This is a genomic window from Colwellia sp. F1, assembly GCF_056238625.1.
Genome location: NZ_JBWDLI010000009.1, coordinates 102709 through 116862, shown reverse-complemented (window position 1 = coordinate 116862; position 14154 = coordinate 102709). Strand labels below are relative to the sequence as shown.

At 38.5% G+C, this 14154-nt stretch carries 11 protein-coding genes and 1 pseudogene; 6 read left to right on the top strand and 6 right to left on the bottom strand.

The genetic code is table 11. The features are described from left to right. Positions 1–31 precede the first annotated feature (31 nt). From AC0UA9_RS10360 to AC0UA9_RS10350, 3 genes are all read left to right on the top strand, one after another. Positions 32–2482: a DNA polymerase II gene (locus tag AC0UA9_RS10360; RefSeq protein WP_475659783.1), complete on the top strand. Its 2451-nt coding sequence runs from the start codon at positions 32–34 to the stop codon at positions 2480–2482. 358 nt (positions 2483–2840) lie between these two features. Continuing rightward, positions 2841–3401: a hypothetical protein gene (locus tag AC0UA9_RS10355; RefSeq protein ID WP_475659782.1), complete on the top strand. Its 561-nt coding sequence runs from the start codon at positions 2841–2843 to the stop codon at positions 3399–3401. Between the two features lie 126 nt (positions 3402–3527). Beyond that, positions 3528–4700, top strand: a complete 1173-nt coding sequence (locus AC0UA9_RS10350) for a cystathionine beta-lyase (protein ID WP_475659781.1) — start codon at positions 3528–3530, stop codon at positions 4698–4700. A 121-nt stretch (positions 4701–4821) separates the two neighbouring features. Here the strand turns inward: AC0UA9_RS10350 and AC0UA9_RS10345 are convergent, their stop codons facing one another. The 3 genes from AC0UA9_RS10345 to AC0UA9_RS10335 form a co-directional block, all read right to left on the bottom strand. After that, positions 4822–5031 (bottom strand): DUF1653 domain-containing protein, encoded by a 210-nt coding sequence (locus AC0UA9_RS10345; protein WP_475659779.1) that lies wholly within the window; start codon positions 5029–5031, stop codon positions 4822–4824. A 141-nt stretch (positions 5032–5172) separates the two neighbouring features. Beyond that, positions 5173–5670, bottom strand: a complete 498-nt coding sequence (gene ilvN / locus AC0UA9_RS10340) for an acetolactate synthase small subunit (RefSeq protein ID WP_475659777.1) — start codon at positions 5668–5670, stop codon at positions 5173–5175. A gap of 97 nt (positions 5671–5767) precedes the next feature. Continuing rightward, positions 5768–7495 carry an acetolactate synthase 3 large subunit gene (locus AC0UA9_RS10335; RefSeq protein WP_475659776.1) on the bottom strand — a complete coding sequence of 576 codons (1728 nt, stop codon included), beginning with the start codon at positions 7493–7495 and terminating at the stop codon, positions 5768–5770. A 507-nt stretch (positions 7496–8002) separates the two neighbouring features. Here AC0UA9_RS10335 and AC0UA9_RS10330 point away from each other — a divergent pair. Beyond that, positions 8003–8569: a DUF4136 domain-containing protein gene (locus AC0UA9_RS10330; protein ID WP_475659774.1), complete on the top strand. Its 567-nt coding sequence runs from the start codon at positions 8003–8005 to the stop codon at positions 8567–8569. 151 nt (positions 8570–8720) lie between these two features. Next, positions 8721–9335 (top strand): 5'-deoxynucleotidase, encoded by a 615-nt coding sequence (yfbR, locus tag AC0UA9_RS10325; protein ID WP_475659773.1) that lies wholly within the window; start codon positions 8721–8723, stop codon positions 9333–9335. Positions 9336–9386: 51 nt separating this feature from the next. Here yfbR and AC0UA9_RS10320 read toward each other — a convergent pair whose 3' ends face one another. Both AC0UA9_RS10320 and AC0UA9_RS10315 read right to left on the bottom strand, forming a co-directional pair. After that, positions 9387–10604 (bottom strand): pyridoxal phosphate-dependent aminotransferase, encoded by a 1218-nt coding sequence (locus AC0UA9_RS10320; protein ID WP_475659771.1) that lies wholly within the window; start codon positions 10602–10604, stop codon positions 9387–9389. 227 nt (positions 10605–10831) lie between these two features. Further along, complete coding sequence (locus AC0UA9_RS10315; protein ID WP_475659770.1) at positions 10832–12541, bottom strand: proline--tRNA ligase; 1710 nt, start codon at positions 12539–12541, stop codon at positions 10832–10834. Positions 12542–12859: 318 nt separating this feature from the next. On the opposite strand from AC0UA9_RS10315, the gene AC0UA9_RS10310 reads away from it, so the two are divergent. Beyond that, positions 12860–13345 carry a GNAT family N-acetyltransferase gene (locus AC0UA9_RS10310; protein WP_475659768.1) on the top strand — a complete coding sequence of 162 codons (486 nt, stop codon included), beginning with the start codon at positions 12860–12862 and terminating at the stop codon, positions 13343–13345. A gap of 172 nt (positions 13346–13517) precedes the next feature. Here the strand turns inward: AC0UA9_RS10310 and AC0UA9_RS10305 are convergent. After that, a pseudogene (locus AC0UA9_RS10305) lies at positions 13518–14154 on the bottom strand (ribonuclease E); the annotation flags it as partial.

The window sequence follows — 14154 nt, the reverse complement described above, 5'->3', positions numbered from 1 at the left end:
TGTTTTTTCTCTCTATTGAATTATTAAAAATATGCAAACTAATGTAGCGCAACAAGTTCAACACGGTTTTTTATTAAGCCGTCAAGTGCAAGATAAAGCGGATTCTTTACAAATCACCTTATGGTTGAAAACCCTAGAAGGTGCGAAAAAACTGGTAATAGAAAATGAGTTAGCCGTATTTTTTGTTGAAACGCAGCACGCGCCATTAGCACAAACCCTTTTACAACAACAGCATATCCACTTAATAAAACAGCATAAATTGGCGTTAAAAACCTTTGGTCAAGTTCTCGTTCATGGTTTTTATTTTGCCAGCTTGTCGCAGTTTTATCGTGCACGAGAATGCCTTAAAGCAAAACAAATAAAATGTTATGAAGATGATATACGCCCTGACGACCGTTATTTAATGGAACGCTTTATTACGGCTGATATTGACTATGTTTATGGTAACCCCGCCATGCAACCCAGTGCACCAATAGCACCTAAGGCTATGAACCCTAGCCACTCAACTCCAGTGCAAGTTAAATGTAAAAAGTCAGCAAAAAATATAGCAATTAAGCTCAGCATGTTGTCGCTTGATATTGAATGTTCAATGGCAGGTGAACTATATTCAGTGGGGCTGTATGCCAATAATAATGAGGAGTTTAACTGTGTTATAATGATTGGTGAATCACAAAGTGATGCGCAGCCTTATATTATTTGGGTTGCAAATGAAAAACAACTACTAAGCCAATTAATACAGCAAATAAATATTTTTGATGCCGATATTTTTATTGGCTGGAATGTTATTAATTTTGACTTTCGTCTATTGCAAAAGCGAATGGACTTTCACCAAATAAAGTTTGCTATTGGGCGTGATGGTAGTGCACCTCGCTGGCGAACTAATCACAACAACGCAGAGCAATTATTTATTGAAATTGCCGGCAGAGTGGTTCTCGATGGCATTGATTTACTTAAAAGCGCAACGTATAGTTTCCCCAGCTTTTCGTTAGATAACGTTGCGAATACTTTACTAGGCCTAGGGAAAAAAGTTGATGATGTTGAGAATAGAGTTGCTGAAATTAGCAAAAACTTTTTATACAACAAACCAGCCTTAGCGGCATACAACCTTGAAGACTGCCGGTTGGTATGGCTAATATTTGACAAAACACAGTTGTTAGAGTTTGCGCAACTGCGTGCCCAATTAACGGGCCTAGCGATTGACAGAATAGGTGGCTCAGTAGCGGCTTTTACTAACCTATATTTACCTAAATTGCACCGAAGTGGTTATGTAGCGCCTAATATGGGGGACGGTGTTTCTGATCTTATCTCTCCTGGTGGTTATGTCATGGACTCCATTCCAGGGCTTTATAGCAATGTGTTAGTACTGGATTTTAAATCACTGTATCCCAGTATAATACGAAATTTTAAAATAGATCCTATGGGGTTGGTTGAAGGAGCTTTAGCAGTAGCACAAGCAGGGGAAAGTGAAAAAGTTATTGCTGGTTTTGATGGCGCAGTCTTTTCAAGAGAGAAGCACTTCTTGCCCGATATAATCACGTCACTATGGTTAGAGCGAGACAAAGCAAAATTACAAAAAAATGCAGCTTTATCGCAAGCAATTAAAATTATTATGAATAGCTTTTATGGTATTTTAGGCTCTACCGGTTGCCGGTTTTTCGACCCGCGTTTATCAGGCTCTATTACTAAACGCAGCCATGAAATATTAAAAACCACCACACGCTGGATTGAAGAGAAAGGTTTTCGGGTTATTTATGGTGACACTGACTCTATTTTTGTGCACGTGGGGGATGATAAAGCAGTTAGTGAATGTAAGACTTTAGGGCGTGAGCTTCAAAATTTTATCAACAAAAAGTGGCAATGTTACCTTAAAGCTGAATTTGATTTACCCTGCGATTTAGAAATCGAGTTTGAAACACACTTTACTCGGTTTTTAATGCCAACAATACGCGGACAAGAAACGGTTAAAGGGCAAAAAACAGGGACAAAAAAAAGGTATGTTGGTTTAAGCAACGCAAAACTTGTTTTTAAAGGGCTAGAAACCGTTAGAAGTGACTGGACCCAAGCAAGTAAAATATTTCAGCAAACTCTTTATCGTTTGGTGTTTGACGGCCAACCTGTTGAAGCCTACATTTGTGCCTTCTTAAGTGATATTAGGGCAGGTAAGTACGATAACGAACTCATCTACATGAAAAAAATTAGGCGAGAGCTAAAAGATTATATTAATACCCCACCGCACGTTAAAGCATGTTTACTTGCTAATAACGCTTCAATAGAAGCAGGGCTTGCGCCTAAATATAGAAAAAGAAGTACAATTAAGTATGTAATGACGCTAAATGGGGTAATGCCAATAGAATTGTCAACAGGTAACTTAGACTACGAACACTATATTGATAAACAAATCAAACCCATTGCCGATGATGTATTACCTTTTTTGGGCAAATCATTCGATTTAATTGTAAGTAAACAAATTAACTTGTTTTAATTCGTATATAATACGCGATTTTAAAGACGTATTTAATTAATATTCATCTTGTATCAACGGGTTAGCCATATGTTTTTTACTCGTAAACTCAAGGTACTTTACTTGCTTGTCTATTTTAAAACTGGCAACATAATATAAGAGGCGTGAGCTAACTACAGTGGGTGCGCAACTTGTTGTATAGCCAGCTGGCTTTGAGAGCTTTAGTAGCGTGAAACTTATAAAACTGCTAACTAAAGCCTTACAGTAAGGTTAATAAAACATTATAAGTAATACGACTTGTATCAAAGATAAGTTAACTAAAAGACAAATGAATAAACTACTTACCTACAGTTTTAATATTATATTTTAAAGGGATTTTATGCTATCAAGTCAAACAAAAATGTTCTTATCTATTGTATTAAATTTAAAACCATCGTTTCACTTTTTTGTGTCATATATTGTTATTTGGTTTGTCTGGCATAATGAGTTTATTGTTTCATTTATAACCACCAAAGGGGACTTTGGCTTAAAGTTGCAAACAGCAGCTGCATCGGTGACGTCAAACCAATATCTCGTTGTTTTACTAATCACCATACTGTTTATTGTTATTCGTCATGGTTTTGAATACTTAACTCAAGCGTTAGCAAATGATGAAAATAAAGAAGAGTTTACCCTTTTACAAAATGGAAATTATGCCAAAAATGAACATGAAACGGACATTAAACAGCTCATAGCTACATTAGACATTACCCAAAATAAGCTTGCTGAGTTAGTAGAAAAAGAAAAACAAACTAAAAAGGAAAAAATGGAAGCGATATCTAACTTGTGTAAAGTACAAGCAGAGCTAGAAGAATCAATTGCAGATAATATGCTGTTAAGTAAAGAAAACAAAGAATTAAAAGCTAATATCATCGCCGAAGAGCAGGGCGCTGTTAAATAGTTGTTATGTTCAATAGCAGCGAAAAGTAAGCTGATAGATAAACAGTGCACTTTAATGTGCTCAATACTCTTTAGTGAAAATAGACAAATAGCGCTTTAAACTCTTTAACGCCAAAGGTTAAATTACATGAAACAAGATACTAAAATAATTACAGCAGGCCGAAAGGCAAAGTGGACAAAAGGCGTTGTTAACCCCAGTGTTACCCGCGCTTCAACGGTTGTATTTGAAACCGTTGCTGAAATGAATAATGCGTTAAAAAATACACATAAGCAAACCATGGTTTACGGTAGACGAGGCACAACAACAGCGTTTGCTTTTAGCGATGCCATGACAGCCCTTGAAGGCGGGGCGGGTTGCGCCCTTTATCCGTCGGGTACTGCAGCTATCACCAATGCAATTATTTCTTTTGTGCAAGCTGGCGACCATATTTTAATGGTTGATAGTGTTTATGAGCCTACTCGTGATTATTGTGACAAAATTTTAGCTAAAATGGGTGTTGAAACAACCTATTACGACCCGCTCATAGGCGCCGATATTGAGGCATTAATTCAGCCCAATACCCGTATTGTATTTTTAGAGTCTCCAGGCTCTATTACCATGGAAGTACAAGATGTACCTACCATTGCTAAAATAGCACATAAGCACGACTGTATTGTTATGCTTGACAATACATGGGGGGCAGGCGTTAACTTTAAAGCATTTGATTACGGTGTTGATATTAGCATACAGGCGGCAACAAAATACATTGTTGGACATTCAGATGTAATGTTAGGTACTGCAAGCGCAACAGAAAAGTATTGGCCACAATTGCGTGATAACAGTTACTTAATGGGGCAATGTACATCACCTGATGATCTCTACCTTGCATTACGGGGGATCCGCACCCTAGGCGTGCGTTTAAAACAGCACCAAACGAGTGCTTTAAAAGTAGCCAAGTGGTTACAAAGTAGGCCTGAAGTTGATACGGTTTTACACCCAGCTTTTGAGTCTTGCCCAGGGCATGAGTTTTTCAAACGTGACTTTACTGGTGCAAATGGCTTGTTCTCTTTTACCCTTAACTGTGGCAATAGAGCAGCACTGACCGCTTTTCTTGATGGTTTATCGTACTTTAAAATGGGCTATTCGTGGGGTGGTTTTGAATCGCTTATTCTAGGGATTACTGGGGTAGGCGCCATCAGAAGTGCCACGCAATGGACAGCTGAGTTTCCGTTAATTCGTTTACATATTGGTTTAGAAGATGTAGATGACCTTATCGCTGATTTAGCGCAAGGCTTTACCCGCTTTAATGAAAAGCTATAATTCTATGGTTTAAAAAATTGACTACTACCTGAAAAAAGAGCCTAGAACAAATATTGTTACGGGCTCTTTTTTGTTAGCAGGGCTCTTTGTGCGAGTAATGCCATAAAGGTTATTACAGCGATTAAGCTTCGACAAACTTAAAGCGCTGTATACTTTTGCCGTCACGTTCAATGGTTTCATTAAACATAGCTAAAGGCCGTACCCAAATATCATTTTCATTCGCTAAAGGGTGGTAAACCACTAAGTGCTCTTCGGTTTCGCTATGTTTTGCAAGATGCATGACTTGGTAGTAACTGCCCTTGAAGTGTTGGTATTTTCCTGGTTTGATCATAAGTACTCTTTTAATAAAAAACGCTAAGCCGATTAGTCACAGTTCATGTTTGTAAACAAAGTAGCTTTAAACAAGTAACGTTGCCAATGGTAGCTATAATATAGACAAATACAACGCTATCCTGCTTTTAATATCACTTTGTTACACTCGTAAAGCTTGCTCTCCGCGAGCCATACCTACACAACCAGATCGAGCTGACTCTATTATTTTAGTTTCATTACTTAATGCTTCAATAAAGGCATTAAGTTTACTGCTGTTGCCAGTTAACTCAACAGTATAAACCTGTTTACCAATATCGATAATAGAGCCTCTAAAGATATCAGTAATACGTTTTACTTCAGTACGTGTTTTATCACTGACCGCGGCCACTTTAACCAGCAGTAATTCACGTTCAACGTGTTTTCGCTCTGTTAATTCAGACACTTTAATAACATCAACAAGCTTGTTTACTTGCTTTACTATTTGCTCTAAAACCTTCTCATCACCAATAGTAGAAATAGTGATGCGCGATAAACTGTGATCGTCTGTCGGTGCTACGGTTAAGCTTTCAATGTTAAATGCGCGTTGTGAAAAAAGGCCAACGATACGCGATAAAGCTCCCGGTCCATTTTCCAGTAAAATAGCTAAAATATGTCGCATGATGCTTTGTCTCCTGAAATTGTTATATTAGCCCAGTGTTGTGCAGTTTTGTTCATAGGGCTGATGTGTGCTATCGGTGGGGTTATGAAGCGCTTCATTAGGCTTTAACTCCCTTAGACATCCACATGTCATCAATAGCACCTTGACGTATATGCATGGGGTAAACATGTTCTTTTTCATCCACTAATACATCAACAAAGACTAATTTGTCTTTAATGTTAAAGGCTTGCTCTAATTTTGAATCTAGCTCGTCTAAGGTGTCAATTTGAATACCAACATGCCCATAAGCTTCTGCAACTTTAATAAAGTCAGGTAGTGACTCCATATAAGATGAAGCGTGCCTACCATCATAAACCATGTCTTGCCATTGCCTAACCATCCCAAGAGAGCGATTATTTAACGTGATAATCACCACAGGTAAATTATATTGTTTACAAGTCGATAGCTCTTGAATATTCATTTGAATTGAACCATCGCCGGTAATACAGATTACATGTTTGTCTGGGAAAGCAAGTTTAGCGCCCATTGCAGCAGGCAAACCAAAGCCCATAGTGCCGGCACCGCCAGAGTTTATCCATTGGCGAGGCTTAGCGAAAGGGTAATGTTGTGCAGCAAACATTTGGTGTTGCCCAACATCAGACGCGACATAAGCTTCACCGTTGGTAATTCTATACATGGCCTCTACAACGCGTTGTGGCTTTATTTTTTCACCTTCAATTTGTTTGTAGCCAAAGCTTTTCATACCACGCCATAAATTAATGCGTTGCCACCAATCTTTTAATGCTTCTTCGTCAGGTTGGTATTTAATTATTTTAAGTTCATCCAATAATTGTTGCATTACAATGTCGACTAGGCCAACAACCGGGATGTGAGCATTGATAGTTTTGGAAATAGATGTTGGGTCAATGTCAACATGAATAATGTTAGCGTTAGGGCAAAACTTTTCTACGTTATTGGTAACTCTGTCATCAAAGCGAACACCAAGAGCAAGAATAACATCCGCATTGGCCATAGCTTTATTCGCTTCTAAGCTGCCATGCATCCCTAGCATGCCAATAAAGTTTTTGTGCGTGCCAGAAATACCACCAAGGCCCATTAACGTATTGGTTACAGGTGCTTTTAATGTTTCAACTAAAGTAGTTAATAACTCCGCAGCATCGGCTATTACAATACCGCCACCGGAGTATACAACTAACCTTTTTGCTTCGCTTATTGCTTGTGCCGCTTTACGAATTTGCTTTGGATGACCTTTAATATTAGGATTATATGAGCGCATTGTTACATTCGTTTCAATGTGAAAAGGCGCCTTCTTTTGTGGAATAAGTAAATCTTTTGGCAACTCAACAACGACTGGGCCTGGTCTGCCAGTGCTGGCAATATAAAAAGCTTTAGCGATGACGTTTGGAATGTCAGCTAAATCACGACAATTAAAACTGTGCTTAATAATTGGGCGAGTACAGCCAACAATATCTGTTTCTTGAAAGGCATCATTACCAATTAACGTGGTTGCAACTTGACCTGCTAAAACAACCATTGGTATTGAGTCCATATAGGCGGTGGCGATACCAGTAACACAGTTAGTTGCGCCAGGGCCTGATGTTGCCAAAACCACACCAACTTCACCTGTAGCACGTGTATAACCGTCGGCCATATGAGTTGCCGCTTGTTCATGGCGCACTAAAATATGTTCAATTTCATCTTGTTGAAAAATAGCATCGTAAAGATCTAAAACGGACCCACCCGGGTAGCCAAAAATATATTTAACCTTAAGTGCTGATAGTGCTTTAACTACCATTTCTGCACCAGTAAAAAGCTCTGTTGTCATATTGATACCTCTGATGAATAATACAAAAAAACCCTCGAACTATATTTAGCGCGAGGGTTTGGTTATTTGTTTGCTTACCTGATTTAACTTAAACTAACGTGTTAACAACCTAATCCGCGCAGTGATTTGACTATCACTACGACCAAGAGGACAAGGTTAATTTTATTTGTTGAGTTTACTAAACACATAGTTAATTATATTTTTATTTAAAGGTAATACTTACCTCTATTTTTAAAGGGTTTAGTAATCACTGTCAACCTTTAAATACATAATGAACAATATTTAGTAAATTTATTTTAGCTACAGCATGAAAGTGTTACAAAAGGTGTAGTATTGCGGCTAAACCTTTGCTTTTATAACTTTAGTGTTTCATTATGTTTTATAGTAAATATAATAGCTAAACACCTTAATTGAATAACAATTGAATAACGTTAATTACCAGTTACAAGCTTTAGATTTAAAATATGATTCAATTAGGTTTTAGTGAAATGAGTAGGAGAAAATAATATGAACACTATTAAAACACTCTTGATAACTGTCGCAATTTTATTTGTGTCAAGCTGTGCAAGTACTTATAAAGCAAAAGTTGGTTATGATAAAAACACTAATATAGACACTAAAGATTATAAAACCTTTGCTTGGTCAACACCAAGTAAAATAATGGCACCAGCAGAAGACTTTAACCCCGTAATGAAGTTTCGTGTTGATCAAGCAATAGAACAAGCGTTTATTGCTAAAGGATATACCTTAGTAACAGATACTGAACAGGCTGACTTTACGATTTCTTATACCGTGGGCAACCGTGATAAAGTGACAGTGAGTAGCGCTCCCTCGCTTTATCATACACGTTTTGGTTGGGGGTATTACGGTGGCTTGTTTTCTACTAGCTTGAGTACAGAAAATAGAGTTCGTCAATACACAGAGGGTAAGTTAGCAATAGATGTTTATGATGTTAAATTACGTCAACCTACGTGGCATGGTTGGGCAACGAAGCGAATCAGCTCAGCCGATGAAAACAGCCCAGCTAGAGTTATTAAAGAAATAGTTAATGAAGTGGTCACACAATTTCATTAACATATAATGATAGTGTACTGCTTTTTCGCTAAGTTTAACGCTGCTTTGGTTGCTACTATAAAGCAGCCTATAACAATACCAAGCCCAAGCTTAACAGCTAGCCTCTTAATAAATTTGCTATAGGAAAGGGGGGTAACTCCCACATAATGCTATGTTTCATCATAAAAAAGGGAGTTTTAGTGCATGGATGTTAAGGCTTAGAAAAATTATTCGTTGGCCCCTGATGACATCAAGAGAGCCAGAAACCTGTGCCCAACATTCCTTTGAGGTGGCATTAATTAGCCACCAAATTGCCTTAATTGGTAAGATAAAATTTGACCGACCCTACGAACCCTCAAATATTGCATTAGCTGCACTTTACCATGAGGCATCGGAGTCTGGTGGTGTTGGCGATATTCCTAGCCCACTGAAATATAACAACCCTGAATTAACGAAACAAATAAAAAAAATAGAGCGTGAAGTCGAGCGCTCTATGGTGTATGAAGGTTTGCCCGAGTATTTACACGAAGCAATGGCACCGTTAGTTATACAGGCAAAGGTAGATAAGCAAACAAAAGCCATTGTTAAAGCTGCTGATGACTTAGCTGCATACCATTATAGTTTATCAGAAGTTAATGTAGGCAATAGGGAGTTTATTGATGCCACTAAATTATTACAACAGCGCGTAAGTGCCCATTGCAAAAAGTGGCCAGAAGTGAATGAATATTTTGAGACTCAATTTCCTGCCTGCATGCAAACACTAGACGAATTATCTCGCCCAGACTAAAGAAGTTAGCCTATCGATGGCTAACTTCTTTAGGCAGAGGTAAGTGTCGGTTTATATTTGCTTGTAAGTTAAAAAGAAGTTTTTAAGCCTTTCTAAAGCGGGTACTAATTCATCAAGGTGAGGTAAAAATACCAGCCTAAAATAGTTATTGGCTTTAATATTGAAAGCACTCCCGTGTACTAATAAAATTTTCTCTTGCTTAAGCAGATCTAAAATCATTTTTTCATCATTGCTGATGTTGAACTTTTTAGCATCTACCTTGACAAATAAATATAAAGCGCCCATGGCAGGGTGACATGATAAACCATCAATGTCGTTAATCATTTTAGCTGCAATATTACGTTGCTTTAATAAACGCCCATCACCAGTGATTAATTCATTAATACTTTGATAACCACCTAAGGCAGTTTGAATAGCATGCTGACATGGGACATTGGCACATAATCGCATGGACGCTAAAATATCAAGACCTTCCAAATAGTCTTCAGCGTGTATTTTAGGGCCAGAAACCACCATCCAGCCTGCTCTAAACCCAGCTATGCGGTAGTTTTTAGATAACCCCCCCATGGTGATGATCAAGACATCTTGCGCAAGTGAGGCCGCTGGAATATGTTTTGCTTGGTCATATAATATTTTATCGTAAATCTCGTCACTGAAAATGATTAAGCTGTGTTTTCTAGCGAGCGCGATTATTCCCTGTAATATCTCTTCAGGGTAAACAGCACCTGTGGGGTTATTCGGGTTAATTAATACTATCGCCTTTGTTTTGTCGGTGATTTTACTTTCCATATCGACAAGGTCGGGATACCAGAAATTTTCGTCATCGCAAATGTAATGTTTAGCAGTACCGCCAGACAAGGCAACAGCTGCTGTCCATAAGGGGTAATCAGGCGCAGGAATTAACACTTCATCACCATTATTAAGCAATCCCTGCATAGCCATTACTATCAACTCGCTAACCCCATTACCGATAAAAATATCGTCAACCCCAACTTCTTTTATTCCTTGTTGTTGAAAATATTGCATAACAGCAACGCGAGCAGAGTAAATACCTTTTGATTCACTATAACCTTGTGAGCTAGGTAAATTATAAATAACGTCTTTTAAAATGTCTTCGGGCGCTTCAAACCCAAAGGGGGCGGGGTTACCAATATTCAGTTTAAGAATTTTATGCCCTTCATCTTCTAGTCGGCGTGCTTCGGCTGCTATTTGTCCTCTAATTTCGTAACAAACGTTGTTTAATTTAGATGACTTGATAATAGCTTTCATGATGCATTCACTTCTTTGTTGTTTGGGGGGTAATAGAATCCCTTATTGTTGCTAATAATAGTGCGTATTGAAATAGCTAACGGTAAGTTTTTAATGATAATTTGTAATTGTTTTACTTAAAAAAGTATAAAAAAACACTTTTAGTTGTTTAAAGTGCAAAAAAGGAGCGAAAGCTCCTTTTTATGACAATAAAATACAGTGCAGTAAATTATTGATAGCGGTGGGTTTTAATCAAAAAGACTGGGCACATCAGCAATAGCAATAAGTGACTTTTCACCCGTCACACGGTTTTTATACTCGACCTGTTGGGCATCTAGGTTACGCTCACCCACGATTATTAAGAAGGGAGTGCCCATTAATTCATGATCAGCAAACATAACACCGGGGCGCTCTTTTCTGTCGTCGAATAAAACCTCAATTCCTGCTTGTGAAAGCTGTTCATACAAGGCTTCTGCCGTTTCTTTGACACGAGCTGACTTTGCCATATTCATTGGCACAATAGCCGCTTGAAAGGGGGCAATGGCTTTTGGCCATTTGATACCGTACTCATCATTGTTTTGCTCTATAGCAGCCGCAACAATACGAGATACACCTATACCATAACAACCCATTGTTAATGTTTGGCTTTTACCTCCTTCGTTTAAAACAGAGCAGTTCATTGCTTCGGCATACTTAGTACCTAGCTGGAAAATATGGCCAACTTCTATACCACGTTTTATAACAATCTTGCCTTTACCACAAGGGCTTGGATCACCGTTAATAACGTTGCGTAAATCAGCTATTGTCATTGTTGAACAATCTCGTTGCCAATTAACACCGCTATAGTGGCTATTCTCTTCATTAGCCCCACAAACAAAGTCACTTAACTGAGCTGCGCTTCTGTCGACAATAACATCAATATTTAAGCCAACGGGACCTACAAAGCCAGCACTACAATTGGCTGCTGCTTGTATTTGTTCATCACTTGCAAAAGTTAATGGGGCGGCAACTTGTGGCAAGTACTCAGCTTTTATTTCGTTCAGTTGATGGTCGCCGCGTAGCACTAACGCAATTATAGGGGTTACACCTTGTTCATCTTCAACACCGCAAACCAATAATGTTTTAACTGTTTTTTTAATATCAATAGCTAAAAAGCTCGTGAGTTCGTCGATTGTGTTAATACCAGGTGTTGATACTTTTGTTAAAGTTTCACTTGGCTCAGCGCGTTTTTCAGTTGGTGCTAATGCCTCGGCTTTTTCTACATTCGCGGCAAAGTCGCTGGTATCACTAAAAGCAATATCATCTTCACCTGATTCAGCCAGTACATGAAACTCATGACTCGCATCACCACCAATAGAGCCCGTATCTGCGAGTACAGGGCGGTAGTCCAACCCTAAACGGTCAAATATACGACAATAAGCATCGAATATTTTTTGGTATGTTGCTTCTAAACATGCTTGTTCTAAATGAAAGGAATAAGCGTCCTTCATTAAAAACTCACGACTGCGCATTATCCCAAAACGGGGACGCATTTCGTCACGAAATTTAGTTTGTATTTGAAATAACGATAACGGCAACTGTTTATAGCTACTAAGCTCATTGGCAACAAGTTTTGTGATGACTTCTTCGTGGGTTGGACCTAAGACAAAAGGGCGTTTGTTACGGTCGTTTAAACGTAATAGCTCTGGGCCGTAATCATCCCAACGACCAGACTCTTGCCATAAATCAGCAGGCTGAACTAATGGCATTAATATTTCGTTAACACCTGCTCGTTGCATTTCTTCACGCACAATATTTTCAACTTTTTTCAATACACGTAAGCCAGTGGGTAACCATGTATATAAGCCAGAGGCAAGGTTTCTCACCAGGCCGGCACGCAGCATTAATTTGTGACTTATTACCTCTGCTGTTGCAGGGGTTTCTTTTAAGGTAGACAGTAAGTATTGACTAGTACGCATTACTAAATATTTCCGAAAAAATCATGTAAACAAAATTGTAGTGAGGCAACATGAAGGCAAATAAAAATTTCCGCTATTCTAGCAGGGAGATTAGCGATGAAACAGCAATAAATCACAATTTTATTTTAAATAAGAAGATGCGCTAGATAATAGGGAATTAGTCATTTATTTTTCGTCTCTATTTATCAAGAAAACGGGTGCTTATTCCATCATTAAGTTGTGATTTTTATTTAAGATATATTGGGGTTATGCCATGGTTGCATTATAACTAACAATACGATAATTTCGACACAAATTATGATAAGTAGTGATAAAAATATGAAAATAACCCTAATAGTGGCAGATTATAAGAATAAGCAGCATGCACAGGACTTAATTTACTTACTCAATGCCTATGCGCTTGATCCAATGGGCGGGGGAGAAGCGTTAGCTGATAATGTACAAAAAAATTTAGTTTCGACACTCGCAAAACGTAACGATGTTTTTACCGTGCTTTGTTATGTGGACGATACACCGGCAGGAATTATTAACTGTGTGGAAGGTTTTTCTACTTTTAAGTGCCAGCCGTTAATTAATATTCATGATTGTGGAGTGTTGACAAAATATCGTGGTTTGGGTCTTAGCGGGAGAATGTTTGCAGAAGTTGAAAAAATAGCGCGAAAGCGTGATTGTTGTAAATTAACTTTGGAGGTGTTGCAGGGGAATTCTGTGGCGCAAAAGGCTTATGAAAAACTAGGGTTTACAGGGTATGCACTTGAGCCAGCATTAGGCCATGCACTTTTTTGGGAAAAAAAGCTTTCATAAGTGCTATTGAAGGCTTTGTAGAGGGGTTTCTCCTTTATGTTTTTATACTATGGATTTTTATTCTTAAGCCTTTAATCTTAACAGCCTCATTTAATTTATTATTGTATTTAAAAAGCCAGTTGTTATTACTAACAACTGGCTTTTGTTTTGCTATCAAGTTTTATACTAAAACTTATAAAGTGGGTTTTGTTGCTGCCGCTGAGCTTCTACTGGTTACATCAGCAGCAATGGCAGTACGCCCTGAAACTTTATGTGCTACACGATCTTCGTTTGCCTTGAAACGAGTAGGAATATCGTTAATCGTGGTAATTGTTTCAGTTTTAGTCATTGGCGAAGAAGCGCGACCCGATAAACGATTAGATTTTTTCACTTGACGTGCTAATTTTTTATCTTTCTTCGGTGCTTTTTTAGTTGCTTTTGTTTCGACCTTTTTCACCTTGGGTTTAGCCACAGCTTTGGCATTAGTCTCACCTGTGGTGGCTACGGGGACTTCTGCCGTTACCTGGCTAGCAGTGTTAGTCGCTTCAGCTGTTGTTTCAGAGACAGCTTCTTGTTGTACGACAACTTCTTCAGTGGTTTCAGATACAGTCCCATCTTGCGCGACGGCTTCAGTTGCTGATGCTTCAGATGCAGCCTCATCTTGCGCGACAGCTTCAGTTGCTGATGCTTCAGTTGCTGATGCTTCAGATGCAGCCTCATCTTGCGCGACAGCTTCTGTTGCTGATGCTTCAGATGCAGTCTCATCTTGCGCGACAGCTTCTGTTGCTGATGCTTCAGATGCAGTCTCATCTTGCGCGACAGCTTCTGTT

Excerpts from the sequence above, each read along its gene's own strand:
- AC0UA9_RS10360 (WP_475659783.1), top strand. The coding sequence starts at position 32 with ATGCAAACTAATGTAGCGCAACAAGTTCAACACGGTTTTTTATTAAGC.
- AC0UA9_RS10355 (WP_475659782.1), top strand. The coding sequence starts at position 2,841 with ATGCTATCAAGTCAAACAAAAATGTTCTTATCTATTGTATTAAATTTA.
- AC0UA9_RS10350 (WP_475659781.1), top strand. The coding sequence starts at position 3,528 with ATGAAACAAGATACTAAAATAATTACAGCAGGCCGAAAGGCAAAGTGG.
- AC0UA9_RS10345 (WP_475659779.1), bottom strand. The coding sequence starts at position 5,031 with ATGATCAAACCAGGAAAATACCAACACTTCAAGGGCAGTTACTACCAA.
- ilvN (WP_475659777.1), bottom strand. The coding sequence starts at position 5,670 with ATGCGACATATTTTAGCTATTTTACTGGAAAATGGACCGGGAGCTTTA.
- AC0UA9_RS10335 (WP_475659776.1), bottom strand. The coding sequence starts at position 7,495 with ATGACAACAGAGCTTTTTACTGGTGCAGAAATGGTAGTTAAAGCACTA.
- AC0UA9_RS10330 (WP_475659774.1), top strand. The coding sequence starts at position 8,003 with ATGAACACTATTAAAACACTCTTGATAACTGTCGCAATTTTATTTGTG.
- yfbR (WP_475659773.1), top strand. The coding sequence starts at position 8,721 with ATGTTTCATCATAAAAAAGGGAGTTTTAGTGCATGGATGTTAAGGCTT.
- AC0UA9_RS10320 (WP_475659771.1), bottom strand. The coding sequence starts at position 10,604 with ATGAAAGCTATTATCAAGTCATCTAAATTAAACAACGTTTGTTACGAA.
- AC0UA9_RS10315 (WP_475659770.1), bottom strand. The coding sequence starts at position 12,541 with ATGCGTACTAGTCAATACTTACTGTCTACCTTAAAAGAAACCCCTGCA.
- AC0UA9_RS10310 (WP_475659768.1), top strand. The coding sequence starts at position 12,860 with ATGAAAATAACCCTAATAGTGGCAGATTATAAGAATAAGCAGCATGCA.